Annotated in this window: 12 protein-coding genes; 9 read left to right on the plus strand and 3 right to left on the minus strand. The window is 65.7% G+C overall.

Annotated features, from left to right (window positions below):
• Positions 1–177: 177 nt before the first annotated feature.
• Positions 178–492: a hypothetical protein gene (locus SRU_RS06065; RefSeq protein WP_011403890.1), complete on the plus strand. Its 315-nt coding sequence runs from the start codon at positions 178–180 to the stop codon at positions 490–492.
• Between the two features lie 126 nt (positions 493–618).
• Entirely contained in the window at positions 619–2,232 is a 1,614-nt protein-coding gene (locus SRU_RS06070) for a Na+/H+ antiporter NhaC family protein (protein WP_011403891.1), read from the plus strand.
• 52 nt (positions 2,233–2,284) lie between these two features.
• On the opposite strand, the gene ppsA is transcribed toward SRU_RS06070, so the two are convergent.
• A complete protein-coding gene (gene ppsA, locus SRU_RS06075) occupies positions 2,285–4,681 on the minus strand; it encodes a phosphoenolpyruvate synthase (RefSeq protein WP_112903718.1) in 2,397 nt (798 codons plus the stop codon).
• 554 nt (positions 4,682–5,235) lie between these two features.
• On the opposite strand from ppsA, the gene SRU_RS06080 reads away from it, so the two are divergent.
• From SRU_RS06080 to SRU_RS06105, 6 genes are all read left to right on the plus strand, one after another.
• Positions 5,236–6,513: an adenosylhomocysteinase gene (locus SRU_RS06080; protein ID WP_011403893.1), complete on the plus strand. Its 1,278-nt coding sequence runs from the start codon at positions 5,236–5,238 to the stop codon at positions 6,511–6,513.
• A gap of 448 nt (positions 6,514–6,961) precedes the next feature.
• Positions 6,962–7,132, plus strand: coding sequence for a hypothetical protein (locus SRU_RS06085; protein WP_162892275.1), 171 nt, complete (start codon positions 6,962–6,964; stop codon positions 7,130–7,132).
• Between the two features lie 370 nt (positions 7,133–7,502).
• Complete coding sequence (locus tag SRU_RS06090; RefSeq protein ID WP_013061674.1) at positions 7,503–8,225, plus strand: alanyl-tRNA editing protein; 723 nt, start codon at positions 7,503–7,505, stop codon at positions 8,223–8,225.
• Positions 8,226–8,291: 66 nt separating this feature from the next.
• Entirely contained in the window at positions 8,292–9,074 is a 783-nt protein-coding gene (locus SRU_RS06095) for a GHMP kinase (RefSeq protein ID WP_011403896.1), read from the plus strand.
• A 31-nt stretch (positions 9,075–9,105) separates the two neighbouring features.
• Positions 9,106–11,214: an acylase gene (locus SRU_RS06100; RefSeq protein ID WP_112903722.1), complete on the plus strand. Its 2,109-nt coding sequence runs from the start codon at positions 9,106–9,108 to the stop codon at positions 11,212–11,214.
• 126 nt (positions 11,215–11,340) lie between these two features.
• Positions 11,341–11,817 (plus strand): DoxX family protein, encoded by a 477-nt coding sequence (locus tag SRU_RS06105; RefSeq protein ID WP_011403898.1) that lies wholly within the window; start codon positions 11,341–11,343, stop codon positions 11,815–11,817.
• 42 nt (positions 11,818–11,859) lie between these two features.
• Here the strand turns inward: SRU_RS06105 and fdxA are convergent, their stop codons facing one another.
• Together fdxA and ruvB are read right to left on the minus strand one after the other, a co-directional pair.
• Positions 11,860–12,204 (minus strand): ferredoxin FdxA, encoded by a 345-nt coding sequence (gene fdxA, locus SRU_RS06110; protein ID WP_011403899.1) that lies wholly within the window; start codon positions 12,202–12,204, stop codon positions 11,860–11,862.
• A 206-nt stretch (positions 12,205–12,410) separates the two neighbouring features.
• The gene (gene ruvB / locus SRU_RS06115; RefSeq protein WP_011403900.1) at positions 12,411–13,445 is read right to left on the minus strand and encodes a Holliday junction branch migration DNA helicase RuvB; all 1,035 of its coding nucleotides are present in this window, start codon (positions 13,443–13,445) and stop codon (positions 12,411–12,413) included.
• Between the two features lie 292 nt (positions 13,446–13,737).
• Between ruvB and rpoN the strand changes: the two genes are divergently transcribed.
• Positions 13,738–15,252: an RNA polymerase factor sigma-54 gene (gene rpoN, locus SRU_RS06120; RefSeq protein ID WP_011403901.1), complete on the plus strand. Its 1,515-nt coding sequence runs from the start codon at positions 13,738–13,740 to the stop codon at positions 15,250–15,252.
• Positions 15,253–15,287: the final 35 nt, after the last annotated feature.

The raw sequence follows: 15,287 nt of genomic DNA on the forward strand, positions 1-15,287 counted from the left end.
GATGCGTGAGGAATCGTCCCCGTCACGCGTCACGAGTCACGGCTCACCCGAATAGCCTGAAGCGACTTCTAAGGTCGGGGTCCGATGTGCTCATACGGCGGACAGATCCGTTCAACAAATCCCGCCTAGCGTCGTTCACTCCGCGTCTCGACTCTGCGGGAGCAAAACTCCAAACCGATGACCCAGAAGGCGCTGATTGTACGCACGGGGCCCGACGGCCACGAGGGGCTTAAGCAGCTAAATCGTCACCTCGAAAAGGGATGGCGGGTGGCGACCGTCCGTCCGATGGGCGGGGCGGGAGAGGCGGGCGGCGCCCCGTGCCACGCGGCGCTCGTGGTCCTGGAGCAACGGGGCGAGGGACCCACGGTGGCGGTGGAAGCCCTGGAGCGTGCCGAGTCCGAGGCCCAGTCGGTCGTCGAGGAGATTATGCGGGATGTTGGGGGACTGATTGACGGCAACGGGACCGAACCCCCCGACGAGCCGCTTCGTTGAGTGGGCCCGCGCGGCCCCCGCCCCCACTGTGCTGCGCCGTTGATGTGCTGCGCAGTTGGCGTCCGTGTCCGTCGATGCCTTAGTTGGGGGCTGCGATGCGCCGCCAATAACCTGTTTTTTTCGTTCATGCCCGACGCCGCCGAGCCCGACGCCTCGATCACTGACGTGCAGGAATCCGGATCTGTTGCTCCCGAGTCCGACGAGGACCCTGATGGAGGGACGCCGTGGTGGCGGCGCTGGCTGGTGGCGGCGCTGGTGCTGGGGGGGCTCGGGGCGGCGGTCTACGTGGCCGGCGACATTCCCAAGACCAACGGCCACTACGGCTTCTGGTCGGTCCTGCCGCCGCTCATCGCCATCGTGCTGGCCTTCTGGCTGCAGGAGGTGGTGAGCGCCCTCTTCATTGGCATCGCGGCGGGCGGCATCATTGCGGGGCAGGTCAACATCATCGACGCGTTTCTGCTGCCGGCCATCGGGACGGAGGACTTTGCGCTGATCCTGCTGGTCTACCTGTGGGCGCTGGGCGGGCTCATCGGGCTCTGGACCCGGACGGGCGGGGCGATTCGGTTTGCGGAATGGGCGGGGGAGAAAATGGTGACCGGGCCCAAGACCGCCAAGTTTTTTACCTGGCTGATGGGGCTTCTCTTCCACCAGGGCGGCACCATTTCGACGGTCCTCACCGGGGCGACGGCCCGCCCGATCGGGGATCAGCACGACGTGTCGCATGAGGAGCTGTCGTACGTGGTCGACTCGACGGCGTCTCCCGCCGCCACCCTTATTCCGTTCAACGTGTGGCCGATCTACGTCGGCGGGCTGGTGGCGGGCACCATTCCGCTCATCGAGACGTCACAGGAGGGCATCGCGTTTTTCTTCTCGTCGATCTGGGCCAACTTCTACGCGCTCTTTGCGGTCGCCCTGACGCTTCTCTTCGCCTGGGAGGTGCTGCCGTGGGTCCCGAGCAAAAAGATGCGCGACGCCACCGAGCGGGCCCGCACGACCGGCAAGCTCGACCGGGACGAGGCCACGCCCCTCACCTCGCGGGAGCTGACGGAGATGAACGTGCCGGACGACTACACGCCCGGTCTCGTCGACTTCGTTGGGCCCATCGGGACGTTGCTGGCGGTCGCCATCCTGCCGTACCTGTACACCTACTTCTACCTCGGCAATACCGAGGACCCCACCCTTCTCATCGCCGAGGCGTTCGTGCTGGCGGTGCTGGCGGGGCTGGGCCTGGCGCTGTTCAAGGGAATGGAGTTTCAGGAGGCAATCGACGGGTTCATCGACGGCTGCAAGGGGGTCACCATCGGCGCCATCATCCTCGCGCTGGCGGTGTCGCTGAAGGAGGTGGCCGACGCCATGGGCACCGCCGAGTACGTGGTGGCCAGCGTCGGCGAGGCGATCCCGCCCGCCGTGCTCCCGGGCCTGCTGGTGGTCCTTTGTCTCATCATCGCCTTCTCCACCGGCACGTCGTGGGGCACCTACGCGGTCGTCTTCCCGGTGGCCCTGCCGCTGGCGTGGAGCGTCTCGCAGGACCCGCTCTTCATCACGCTTTGCTTCGGGGCGGTCGTGGGGGGAAGCGTCTACGGGGACCAGTGCTCGCCCATCTCGGACACCACGGTCCTCTCGTCACTGGCGACGGGGGCGGACCTGATGGACCACGTGAACACGCAGCTTCCCCTCGCGTCGGTCGCCGGCGGGCTGGCCATCGTCCTCTACACGGTCTTGGTTGTGCTCCTCGTATAGGCGACTCGCGTAGGCGATTCATGCAGGCGGCGCGGACGCGAGGGGCGCCCGGCTACGCGGCGCGGGCTTCTGCCTGAGCAACGTGCCGGAGGACGTTGGGGACACTGTCGGGGGTGACGGAGATGGAGTCGATGCCGGCTTCGACCAGGAACTCCGCAAACTCGGGATAGTCGCTGGGGGCCTGCCCGCAGATGCCTACCGGGCGCCCGGCGGCATGGGCGTCCTCAATCAGTTCCGCGATCCGCCGCTTCACCGCCGCGTTCCGCTCGTCGAACAGGTGGGTGAGGCGCTCCGCGTCCCGGCCCACGCCCAGCGTGAGCTGTGTCAGGTCGTTCGTGCCGATGGAGAAGCCGTCGAACCGCTCCGCAAATTTGTCGGCCAGGGCGATATTGGCCGGGATCTCGGCCATCACGTACACCTCCAGTCCATTCGTGCCGCGCTTCAGGCCGTGGTCGGCCATCACGTCAAGCACCCGGTCGGCCTCCTCCGGCGTGCGGCAGAAGGGCACCATCGCCACCACGTTCGTGAAACCCATCTCGTCCCGGACGCGCTTGAGGGCGCGGCACTCCAGCGCGAAGCCCTTCTCATAGGCGTCGCTGTAGTAGCGGGAGGCACCGCGCCAGCCGAGCATCGGGTTTGCCTCCTCGGGCTCAAAGCCCCCTCCGCCGATGAGGTCGGCGTACTCGTTGGTCTTGAAGTCGCTGAGGCGGACGATCACCGGATGGGGGTGCTGGGCGGCGGCAATCGTGGCGATGCCCCGCGAAAGGTGGTCGACGAAGTACTCCCCCTTGTCGTCGTACCCCTCGGTGAGCTTCTCGATGCGACGCTGAGCGGTTTTGTCCTCCACCTCGTCGAATGCCACCAGCGCCAGCGGGTGGACCTTGATGATGTTGTTGATGACGTATTCCATGCGGGCGAGGCCGACCCCCTCCACCGGCAGCTTCCACCAGTCGAGCGCCGCGGACGGGCTCGCCAGGTTCAGCATCACTCGGGTGTCGGGGTCCGGGAGCGCGTCGAGGTCGATCTCCTCGCTCTCGTAGTCGAGCTCCCCCTCGTAGACCTGCCCGGCGTCGCTGTGGGCACACGACAGGGTCACCGTCTGGTCGTCCCGGAGCGCCTCCGTGGCGGTTTCGGAGCCGATGACGGCCGGAATGCCGAGCTCCCGGCTCACGATTGCGGCGTGGGACGTGCGGCCCCCCCGGTTCGTGACCACACCGCCGGCCCGCTCCAGAATGGGGCCCCAGTCGGGGTCCGTCATTTCGGTGACGAGGATGTCCCCGTCTTCGAACCGCTCGGCCTCGTCGACGCTGTCGAGCACGCGGGTCGTCCCCGACACGATGGACGTCCCGATGCCGACGCCCGTGACCAACGGCGATGCCTCCTCCGTCAGCCGGTACGTGCGGAGCGTGCCTGCGGCCTGCTGGGACTGCACCGTCTCGGGCCGGGCCTGCACCACGAACAGGTCGCCACTGTCCCGGTCGCGGGCCCACTCCACGTCCATCGGGCGGTCGTAGTGCTCCTCGATGATTTTCCCCCACCGGGTGAGTGCGAGGATCTCCTCGTCGGACAGCACGAAGCCGGACTGCTCGTCCTCGGTGGTCGGCATCGTGGTCGTGCCGCCCTCACCCGTGGAGACGATCTTCTGGGCCTGGTCGCCCTGGGTCTTCTCCAGGATGGGAGAGAGGGTCTCGTCCTCCACGAAGGGGGTGTAGACGGTGTACTGGTCCGGGTTGACAATGCCCTTCACGACGCTCTCGCCAAGCCCATACGCCGCGTTGATGACGCTCGTGTCGGGAAAGCCCGTCTCGGTGTCGATCGTGAAGAGGACGCCCGACTTGTCCGCCCGCACCATCTTCTGGATGCCCACCGACAGGGCGACGTCGAGGTGGTCGAAGCCCTGCTTCTCGCGGTAGCCCAGGGCACGGTCGGTGAAGAGGGAGGCAAAGCACCGCTTGCAGGCCGTGAGGACGGCGGTGACCCCGCGCACGTCCAGGTAGCTCTCCTGCTGGCCCGCGAAGCTGGCGTCGGGCAGGTCCTCAGCCGTTGCGCTACTCCGCACGGCCACGTCTGCGGCGTCGGCGCCGTAGGCGGCACTGAGGGACCGGTAGCCCTCCCGAATCTCCTCCGCCACGTCCTCGGGGAAGGCCCCCTGCCGGATTCGTGTGCGAATGGTCGTGCCCGTCTCGTTTAGGGACTGCTCCCCTGCGTTCCAGGCGTCGAGCTCCGCCCGAATGTGCTCCGTGAGGTCGTTCGCCTCCAAAAAGCGTCGGTAGGTGTCGGCGGTCGTTGCAAACCCGTCGGGCACACGAATGCCGGAGTCCTTCAGGGCCCCGATCATTTCACCGAGGGAGGCATTCTTCCCACCGACCAAGGAGATGTCTTCATTGTCGAGCGTCTCGAACCAACGGATCGCGGAGGCTGTCCTGGAGGGCGTCGTGGCGTTGGGCATAGGGGATGGGGGAACTACTGACGAAAGGAATGAGGAGGACCGGTGTCCAGAAGAGGCATGTGCGCTGGTTCCAAACAACCTGCCTTGTATACACTAGACTTGTAAAGGCAATATGGATGCTGCGTCCCGGTTTTGAAAGCGCTTCCAAAACGCGTGACAGGATCGTCGAGTTGATTATTATTCGACGAACCGTCCGCCGCCTTCGGACGGTGGCATTTTCGAGTCGGAAGGGGGCGCGTGCAGTGTGGGGGGACTTCGGGTGGGGCTGGGGCCCTTCCCCGGTGAGATCTCCCAAAGGAATGTTTGCCGCACGACGATATGGGACGGGCACCGGAAGCAAGGAGGGGCGCCCCGAAAACCATAGATGAATTGGGGGGAGATTTCCGCCAAACTTACAAACTGTTGGCCGGCGCCCCGGTAGCACCAATCGATCAGTAGTACTTTCCACCGGGCTGTCGCGCACGCACTCCGGACTTCCGGTCGCGTGGGGCATATTTCGTCGCGGTCTGGGATCTCTTGGACTTGTCTACCACAAATCAACGCCATCAAGCCACATGGATCACAAAGAAGGACACTACAAGGTACGCGACTTGGGCCTGGCCGACGAGGGCCGCAAGCGCATTGAATGGGCCGAGAGCCGGATGCCCGTGCTCATGGAGCTCCGTGAAGAGTTTGCCGACGAGAAGCCCTTCGAGGGCTACAAGATCAGCGGCTGCCTGCACGTGACGAAAGAGACCGCGGTGCTCGTTGAGACCCTGCAGGCCTGCGGCGCCGAGGTGGCCTGGAGCGGCTGTAACCCGCTCTCGACCCAGGACGACATCGCCGCCGCCCTCGCCAACGGCGGAACCGAAATCTACGCGTGGCACGGGCTCGACACCGAGGACTTTTACTGGTGCATCGAGCGGACGATCGACACGCCGCCGCACCTCACGCTCGACGACGGCGCGGACCTCATCTTTACCGTCCACTCCGACCATCCGGAGATGGCCGACCACATCATCGGCGGCTCCGAGGAGACCACGACGGGGGTGCATCGGCTCCGGGCGATGGACAACGACGGGGAGCTGCAGTATCCCGTGTACGCCGTCAACGACGCGGAGACGAAGTGGGACTTCGACAATGTGTACGGCACCGGCCAGTCGACGATCGACGGCATCCTGCGCGCAACCAGCACCATGATCGCGGGCAAGAACTTCGTGATCGCGGGCTACGGCCACTGCGGGCGGGGCGTGGCGACCCGTGCCAAGGGCATGGGTGCCAACACGATCGTGACGGAGGTCAAGCCGGCGAAGGCGTTGAAGGCGACCCTCGACGGCCATCAGGTGATGAGCATGGACGAGGCCGCCGAAAAGGGCGACATCTTCGTCACGGCCACCGGCATGAAGGACGTGATTCGGGGCCGTCACTTCCTGAAGATGAAGGAGGGGGCGATCGTCGCCAACACCGGCCACTACGACGTGGAGCTCAACCTGGAGGAGCTCGCCGAACTCTCCACCGACGCCCGCGAGGTCCGCGAAAACAACCGCGAGTACACGATGGAGAACGGCAAGCGCGTGTACGTGCTCGGCGACGGCCGCCTGGTGAACCTGGCCGCGGCGGAGGGCCACCCGAGCGAGGTCATGGACATGAGCTTCGCCAACCAGTTCCGCGCCCACCTCGACCTCGTCCAGCGCCACGAGTCCGACGCGATGCTGGAGGACAAGGTGTACGACATCCCGCAGGACATGGACGACGAGATTGCGGAGGTGAAGCTGCGCACGATGGGCATCCAGATTGATGCTCTCTCCGACGAGCAGGAGCACTACGCCACCGACTACTCGGCCGGAACGTAACTCACGGCCCCCAAGCATGTGCGACCGCTCCCGGTCGCTGATGCCTGCGCCGCTTCGCCCCGACATTGTTCGGGGCGGAGCGGCTTTTTTATTGGTTGCTTCACTGGTGGCCCCAAGCCCTGTGGGGGTCAAAATTAACCGCCGCCCGCCGATAAATGGGATGAATCAGACGTGTGTCTTGAGAACTGTCCCGCATTCTCCGCTCCGATGACTTCACGCATGAGAACGGACGCCCACACATGCTCCATCGAATGGGACGAAGACATAGACGCCGTCGTGTTTCGATGGCACGACTCTGCCTCGGGGGACCGATTCCGGGAGGGGACCCGTACGTTGCTTGAGGCTGTACGATCCACGGAGATCCACGGAAGCGTCGAAACTCCTCGTCGATGCCCAAAACATGACGGCCCACGACAAGGCGGACCAGAGGTGGCTCGGGAACGAATGGATGCCCAAGGTCATTGAGGCCGAGATCGAGCACTCTGTCACGGTCCATGAGGCGAATCCCTTCGCGGAAGCCGAGATGAAAGCCCTTCTGTCCCGGCTCGACGGACACGACGTTTCGTCAATCATGACCTCCGACATGGAAAAAGCCCGAGCGTGGATCGCGGACAAGTAGCGTCTGCGGGGAGACGCCCCCTGGTCCGCGTCCCGCAGAAAGGCGGCCGCCAACGAACAGCACCGCCGATGGCGGAGCGGAAGCGCCGGACGTTCCGCTACGGGTAGGATCACGCGATATCGGAGTGAGGTGTGCGTGTCGTGAGTGGGCGGGCACCACAGGGGCAGGGCCGAGCTGCGGTGTGACGGCGGTGCGGATTGTCGCGTCCGCGAAGTCATGTCGGTCATTTGTGAAAGAGAGACGTGATAAGGGAAGGGAGGACGAAAAGCCATTTCTTTTTCGACGGGCATGGGTTTAGTTCAAAAGCACGTTGCGGCTGTGTGCGCTGCGGCCGCTGTGGTTCTGCGAATCCGTCTCTACCGCGATACCCATGACTGAGCTGCGATACCTGCCCGACAGCGACGATGTCACCACCTTCACCGCAAGCGTGACGGACGCGACCGACGACTACATCGTCCTCGATGGCACTTATTTCTATCCGGAGGGGGGCGGGCAGCCTGCCGACCACGGCACGCTCCACTGGGACGGCGGCTCGGCCCCCGTGGTCGATGTGCAAAAAGAGCACGGCGCGGTGCGCCACTACATCGACGACCGGGAGGGCGAGCGTCCGGAGCAGGGCGACGAAGCAACCGGCCAGATCGACGAGGCGCGTCGCCGGACGCTGCGCCGCATGCACACCGCGCAGCACGTCCTGTCGAAGGTTGTGCTGGATGTGTTTGGGGCCCAGACGGCCGGCAATCAGATCCACACGGACCGCTCGCGCATTGACTTCGAGCCCGCCGACTTCTCCGAGGAGGACGTGGCGGTAATCGAGGAGCGGACCAACACGGCCATCGAGCAGGACCTGCCAGTCGAGAAAAAGGAAATGGAGCGTGCCCGGGCGGAGGAGCACACCCCGGAGGGCCGCGGGCTGCTCAACCTCATCCCCGACCACGTGGACCCGCTGCGGATGGTGCAGATCGGCGATCTCGACCTCTGCCCGTGCGGTGGCACGCACGTGGACCGCACCCGCGACATTGGGCGCATCCGCATCACCAACCGCACGTCGAAGGGCGCGGAGGTGGATCGGATCGAATTTAAGCTGGAGGACTGATCGGTCCCCCGGTCCTACGCGTCTCTCGTTGATCGCCCGTTGTCTTCTGGACGACCGCCGGCCTCCATGTCCGTTACCGCCCACGCCCCGGGGAGCGTCACGCCGATCTTCGTGCCGCGCGACGGCCGGTCGTCGCTCGGCATCAGCTTTGCCACGGCCGACGGCGTGACGGCGACCGTCGAGTCGGCCCGCGAGACGCTGGTTTACTTGGACGGCCGCCCCGCGAAGGTGGCGCCGGTGCGTGGGCTGCTCGAACGACTCGGCGTCACCGCCACGGTTCGCCTCGACACGGCGGTCCCCATCGGTTGCGGCTTCGGCGCCAGCGGGGCGGCCACGCTCGCCACGGCCCTGGCCACCAACGAGCGGATGGATCTCGGGCACGACCGCGAAGCACTCCTGGAGGCGGCTCACCGGGCGGAGGTGGAGGCGGGCACGGGCCTCGGGGACGTCTTCATCCAGGAGCGGGGCGGACTCGTGTGGGACCTGGGGGACGGCCTGACGCACGCCACGCGCAGCACGCGGATCGAGTACCAGAGCTTTGGGGGCATCACGACCGCCGCGGTGCTCGGGGACGAGGGCACCGTAGAGCAGGTGACCGACGCGGGCCGGGCCGCCCTGTCGGGCATCGATCCCGACGGGCCGATTGCAGACCTGCTCGAGGCGTCCTGGCAGTTTGCCCAGGAGACCGGCCTTGCCACCGACCGTGTGGCGGAGGCCGTCGCGTCGGTGCGGGCGGTGGGCGGCACGGCTACGATGGCGATGATCGGGGAAACGGTCGTCGCGACCGGGGCCGAGGGCGGGCTCGACCACGACACGCACATCACGCCGGAGGGCGCGGCCCTTGCATAGTCGACACCCCCTGTCACGCACCTACTTCACCATGCGAGTTTTGACTGCTCGACGCGCGTCTTTGGCCCCTGCCATTGCCCTCGCCTTGCTCGTCGCGGCGGGGCTCTCAGGGTGTGGCGTGGGACAGGGGCCAGACGAGACGGAAATCTTGTGGGACACCTGGGGGGTGCCGCACGTGTACAGTTCGAATACCGACTCGCTGATGTACGCCTTCGGCTGGGCGCAGATGCGGGCCCATGGGGACCGCGTGCTTCGCCTGTACGGGGAGGCCCGGGGGCGGGCCGCCGAGTACTGGGGCGCCGAGCATCTCGCGTCGGACCGGCGGGTGCGCACCCTGGAGCTTCCGGAGCACGCGCGGCGGTGGGCCGGAAACCAGGACATGCCGTTCGGGGGCTACGTGGAGGCGTTCGTGGCCGGGATGAACGCGTACGCCGAGGCGCACCCCGACCGCATTTCCGAGTCCCGAACGGCCGTCTTGCCCGTGAAGCCGCGGGACGTGTTTGCCCACACCCTGCGAACGGTCCACGCGACCTTCGTAGCCGGGCGGGACCTGCGGCAGGCCCAGCGCTGGCGGCGCGCCGGCTCCAATGCGTGGGCCGTGGGGCCGTCCCGGAGCGCGAGCGGCAATGCGATGCTCCTCACGAACCCGCACCTGTCCTGGGGCGACCGGTTCACGTGGTTCGAGGCGCAGCTCACGGGGCCGGACATTGACGCGTACGGGGCTGCCCTCCTCGGCATGCCGTTTCCGGCCGTCGCGTTCAACGATCACCTCGGGTGGACCCACACCGTGAACCCCATTGACGCCTCGGACCTCTACCGCCTCCCGCTTGCCGGGGACGGATACAGGTGGAACGGAAGGGTGCGCCCCTTCAACACGGACACCAAGGTGCTAAAGGTAAAGCAGCCCGACGGCTCCCTTCGGGCCGATACGCTAACGGTGCGCCGATCGGTGCACGGGCCGGTGGTGGGGCAGCGGGACGGCGCGGCGCTGGCCCTGCGCATTGCGGGGCTCACCCAGTCGAAGCTGTTCGAGCAGTACTGGCGCATGCTCCGCGCCACCAATCTATCGCAGTTTGAAGCCGCCCTCCGTCGGCAACAGATGCCGATGTTCAACACCGTCTACGCCGACGAGGACGGGCACATCCTGTACCACTTTGGGGGGCGGGTGCCTGAGCGCGACCGCGGGGGGTGGTCGTACTGGCAGGGCGTGGTGCCGGGCGACACGTCGGCCACGCTGTGGAACGCCGTCCACGACTACGAGGATCTTCCGCGGGTGGTGGATCCCCCGAGCGGATGGGTGCAGAACGCCAATGAACCGCCGTTCACGTCCACGCTGCCGCCGCGGGTGGACTCGGCGGAGGTGCCCGGCTACATGACGCCGCGCGCCCCCGCAAAGTCGGCGTACATGTTCCGCCCCCAGCGCTCAATCGAGATGCTTGAAGGGGATTCCTCGATCACCTTTGCCGAGCTGCAGGCCTACAAGAACGACACCCGGATGCTCGCCGCCGACCGGCTCCTCGACGACCTGCTTCCGGCGGCGCGGGCCTCAGACCGCGAGCGGGCCCGGCGCGCCGCGGACGTGCTTGCCGAGTGGGACCGCACCGCCGACGCGGCGAGTCAGGGGAGCGTGCTCTTTGCCCGCTGGCTGCGCGCGATGGTCGGCGGGGCGGAGGCCCCGTTCGCCACCCCGTATCGCCCCAGCGCCCCCCGCACGACGCCGGATGGGCTGGCCGATCCGGAGGCGGCCGTCCAGACCCTCGCGGAGGCCGCCCAGACCGTCGAGGACCGCCACGATTCGCTCGATGTGCCGTGGGGGGCTGTGCACCGGCTGGTGGGCCCGGAGGGATCGTACCCGGCTTCGGGGGGAGATGGTCTTTTTGGTCTCTTCCGGGTTCTCCGATTTGACGAGATGGAGGGCGGGCGGCGGCGCGCCACGTTTGGGGACTCCTACGTCGCCCTCACCGAGTTTACCAAGGAGGGACCGCGGGCGAAGGCGGTGCTGCCCTACGGCAATGCGTCCCAGCCCGGCTCGCCGCACCGGGGCGATCAGCTTCAGTTGTACGCCGAGAAGAAGATGCGGCCGGTCTGGCACAGTCGGGACAGCGTGCGCGCCCATCTCGAGCGCAGGGTGACGTTCTGAACGTCCCTCCCCGATGGGTTGAGAAAAAGCGTCAACCGGGCGTGAATTGAAGAGGGAGTCGGGACGATCTGACGGCGCGCTGATATCACTACAAGCATTCCCTACGCATCGGCACCGGAGCACGCTATGTCCCTGGAAGATCGTCTCATCAAACGGCTCGGCCTCGAACCGCTCGACCGCCACATTGCGGGATGGATGCAGCGCAATGGGCTGTTTGTGCTTCGGGTGGGGCTGGCCGCGGTCTTTATCTGGTACGGGATCCTGAAGCCCTTCGGCATGAGTCCCGCCGCGGAGCTGGTGCGTCGGACGGTGTACTTCGTCCCGCCGGACCTCTTTATCCCCATCCTGGGCTGGTGGGAGGTGGCCATCGGGGTCGGCCTCCTGTACCGCCCCCTCAATCGGACCGCCATTTTTCTGCTGTTCCTGCAGATGCCGGGCACGCTCCTTCCGCTCGTGCTGCTGCCCGAGGTCTGCTTCACCCACATCCCCTGGGGGCTGACCCTGGAGGGACAGTACATCGTGAAGAACGCCGTCCTGATCGGCGCGGCGCTCGTGGTGGGGGGGACCGTCCGGGAGCGTGCGGAGAAGCGGGAACGGGCGTGACGCGACGTGAGGAGGAGCGGTGCGGTCCTGCAGGCGCCGTGGCTACACGTCCCACGTCAGGATGTCTTCCTCGGACTTCTCCTCGTCCTCCCACTCCTCGGCGTCGTCCAGGGGCCCGGTCTTCTCGGTCACATTGTAGCCCAGTTCGCGCCACTGGTTGGACAGGTACTCGTTCCACTGGATGTAGTGTTCGTACTCCTCCGGCAGCTGGTCGTCCGGATAGATGGCCTCAACGGGACACACCGGCACGCACGCGTTGCAGTCGATGCACTCGTCCGGCTGAATGGCGAGGAAATTGGGGCCCTCGTAAAAGCAGTCGACCGGGCAGACTTCCACGCAGTCGGTGTACTTGCAGTTGATGCAGGGCTCGGTGACGACGTAAGGCATACGGGAGGGAAAGGGCAGTAAGAGCGCGTGGGTACGGCGGACGCTAAATTGCTACAGTGTGGTAGATCAGTTGGAAAGAGCGGTTCCGAGTGCGCCCGCCCGGGCCGGACGTTTCCGCAGAAGTCACGGCCCCGTTGAGTCTTGTCCGTGTCGTCCGCCTTTCGTCCCGTGCCCGACGGGACGGATGGCCGTTGGTTTCGATCGAGCTATTCCTGATCGAAGAGGTCCTGATCGGCGGCTGGGGAGGAGCGGTCGAAGTGGTCGTACGCCCGCTGGAGGGCGACGCGGCCCTGCGGGGTGCGCTCCATAAAGCCCTCCTGGATGAGGTAGGGCTCGTAGACCTCTTCGAGCGTGCCGGACTCTTCGCCGACGGAGACGGCCAGGTTTTTGAGGCCGGTGGGCCCGCCGTCGAAGTTGTCGATGAGGGTGAGCAGGATGCGCGCGTCCATGTCGTCGAGGCCCTCCTCGTCCACGTCGAGGGCATTGAGGGCACGGTCGGCGATGGCCTTCGTAATCTCGCCGTCGCCCTCCACCTCCGCAAAGTCGCGGGTGCGGCGCAGCAGGCGGTTGGCGACGCGAGGGGTCCCGCGGCTGCGGCGCGCAATCTCGTAGGCCCCGTCGGGGGTGGTCTCCACGTCGAGAATGCGGGCGGACCGTTGCGTGATTTCCTGGAGGAGGTCTGCGGTGTAGTAGTCGTAGCGGAAGTCGATCCCGAAGCGGGCCCGGAGGGGAGCGGTCAGGAGGCCCTTGCGCGTCGTCGCCCCCACCATCGTGAACGGGGGCAGGTCGATCTGTACCGTGCGGGCGTTTGGGCCCTGGTCGATGACGATGTCGATGCGGTAGTCCTCCATCGCCGAGTACAGGTACTCCTCCACGACGGAGCTCAACCGGTGGATCTCGTCGATGAACAGGAGGTCCCCCTCCTCCAGGTTCGTGAGCACGCCCGCGATGTCGGCCGGCTTTTCGAGGACCGGGCCGCTGGAGGTGCGGATGCGGGCGCCCATCTCATTGGCGATTATATGTGCCAAGGTGGTTTTGCCCAAGCCCGGCGGCCCCGAGAGCAGCACGTGATCGAGCGTTTCGCCCCGCTGGAGCGCCGCTTTCATAAACACATTCAGGTTTTCCTTGATCTTCTCCTGGCCGACAAACTCGTCGAGGGACTGTGGGCGCAGGAGCTTTTCGACGTCGTTGTCCGAGCGGTCGGCCTCGGCCTTGAGGGCGTCGGAGCGCGATGTGCTCATGGGCGGGGAGGGGGAGATAAGGGAGTGAAGAAGAGGGGCCTACCGGACGGCTGTTGGGAGGAGAGGGTTTCATGTGTGCCCATTGTGTTCGGGGGGCGTCTGGGACACAGAAGGCACGGGGGGAACGCCCGTCGTAAACTTCTGCCGGTCGTCTCAGTAGAAAAAGTCCGAACAATCGGAATGAATTTTGCTATGATGTATAGCCGGAAGCGAAAGGAGGCGCCCTGCGCCCGCGCATCCTCCGGACGGCACTTCACGTTCGTCACACCAGGCCGGCCTCTCCCACAGTCGTATGAGCAGTAACGTCCTCGAGCTCAAGCAAGAGCAAGACCTTCAGCAGAAGCTCTCGCCGCAGCAGATTCAGTACATCAAGCTGCTGCAGCTGGACACCTTTGACCTGGAGCGGCGCATCGAAGAGGAGCTTGAAGAGAATCCCCTGCTCGAGGAGGGGCTCGGCGAAGAGGAGCAGCGGGAGGAGGACGAGATCGACGCCACGGCCGAAGAGATGGAAAACGAACTGGAGACGGAAGACGACGAGGAGGACTTCGACGTGGAGGACCTCCTCAACAACACCGACGACATGTACGGCTACAACGCCAGCCCGGGCTATCAGGGCGACGACGAAGACCGCGATCGCCCGATGCCGGCGGACCAGTCGCTGCCCGAGCAGCTCCAGGGACAGATCTCGTTCCTGAACCTCGACGAGACCGACGAGATCATCGCCGATCAGATTATCGGGTCGATCGACGAGGACGGATACCTGAAGCGAGAAATCGACTCGATCCTGGACGACATCCTGTTCAACCACGGCATCGAGATCGAAGAAGAGGACGTGCAGAAGGTGCTGCGGCAGGTGCAGTCGCTTGAACCGGCCGGCATCGCCGCCCGGGACCTGCAAGAGTGCCTGCTTTTGCAGCTCCGGCGCATGCCCGAGGACGTGGACGGGCGCGACACGGCCATCGCCATGCTGGAGGACGAGTACGAGGCGTTCACGAAGAAGCACTTCGACAAGCTCCAGAAGCGGCTCGACGTCGACGAGCGGGAGCTCAAGACGGCCTTTGACCTCATTCGACAGCGCCTCGACCCGAAGCCGGGCGAGGGCGAGTTCTCGGAAGAGACCAACTACATCACGCCCGACTTCTCGGTGCGGTACGTGGACGGGGAGTTCGTGATTACCCTCAACGGCCGCAACGCCCCGGACCTGCACGTCTCGCGCCACTACCGCAAGATGCTCGAAAAGCTCAAGGCGCAGAAGAAGTCGGACGACGTGGACGAGGTCGACGAGGAGACCGAGGAATTCCTCAAGGACAAGTTCAGCTCGGCGCAGTGGTTTATCGACTCCATCAACCAGCGGCGCCACACGATGTACCTGGTGATGGACGCCATCGTGCAGCTGCAGGAGGACTTCTTCCGGTACGGGGAGGGGCATCTCAAACCGATGATCCTGAAGGACATCGCCGAGATCATCGACATGGACATCTCCACGGTCAGCCGCGTGGTGAACGGCAAGTACGTGCAGACCGAGTGGGGCGTCTACGAGCTCAAGTACTTCTTCTCGGAAGGGCTAGAGACCGTCGACGGGGAGGAGGTCTCCAACAAGGAAGTGAAGGCCGAGCTCCAGCGGATCGTGGACGCCGAGGACAAGACCGATCCGATGTCCGACCAGGACCTGGCCGACGCCCTCGAAGAGAAGGGCTTCAAGATTGCCCGTCGCACGGTGTCGAAGTACCGGAAGCAGCTGAGCATCCCCGTCGCACGCCTGCGCCGGGAGATCGTCCTCAGCGAGGAGGCGTCCTCGGAGGACTGATTCGGGGCCGCAGCCCCCGTGAGATACGGGCTGTT

This window comes from Salinibacter ruber DSM 13855, from assembly GCF_000013045.1.
Classification (GTDB): Bacteria; Bacteroidota; Rhodothermia; order Rhodothermales; family Salinibacteraceae; genus Salinibacter; species Salinibacter ruber.

Bases quoted from the DNA above. Each gene is read 5' to 3' on its own strand.
- SRU_RS06100 (WP_112903722.1), top strand. From the start codon at position 9,106: ATGCGAGTTTTGACTGCTCGACGCGCGTCTTTGGCCCCTGCCATTGCC.
- SRU_RS06070 (WP_011403891.1), top strand. From the start codon at position 619: ATGCCCGACGCCGCCGAGCCCGACGCCTCGATCACTGACGTGCAGGAA.
- SRU_RS06105 (WP_011403898.1), top strand. From the start codon at position 11,341: ATGTCCCTGGAAGATCGTCTCATCAAACGGCTCGGCCTCGAACCGCTC.
- SRU_RS06095 (WP_011403896.1), top strand. From the start codon at position 8,292: ATGTCCGTTACCGCCCACGCCCCGGGGAGCGTCACGCCGATCTTCGTG.
- ppsA (WP_112903718.1), bottom strand. From the start codon at position 4,681: ATGCCCAACGCCACGACGCCCTCCAGGACAGCCTCCGCGATCCGTTGG.
- SRU_RS06065 (WP_011403890.1), top strand. From the start codon at position 178: ATGACCCAGAAGGCGCTGATTGTACGCACGGGGCCCGACGGCCACGAG.
- SRU_RS06080 (WP_011403893.1), top strand. From the start codon at position 5,236: ATGGATCACAAAGAAGGACACTACAAGGTACGCGACTTGGGCCTGGCC.
- fdxA (WP_011403899.1), bottom strand. From the start codon at position 12,204: ATGCCTTACGTCGTCACCGAGCCCTGCATCAACTGCAAGTACACCGAC.
- ruvB (WP_011403900.1), bottom strand. From the start codon at position 13,445: ATGAGCACATCGCGCTCCGACGCCCTCAAGGCCGAGGCCGACCGCTCG.
- rpoN (WP_011403901.1), top strand. From the start codon at position 13,738: ATGAGCAGTAACGTCCTCGAGCTCAAGCAAGAGCAAGACCTTCAGCAG.
- SRU_RS06090 (WP_013061674.1), top strand. From the start codon at position 7,503: ATGACTGAGCTGCGATACCTGCCCGACAGCGACGATGTCACCACCTTC.
- SRU_RS06085 (WP_162892275.1), top strand. From the start codon at position 6,962: ATGCCCAAGGTCATTGAGGCCGAGATCGAGCACTCTGTCACGGTCCAT.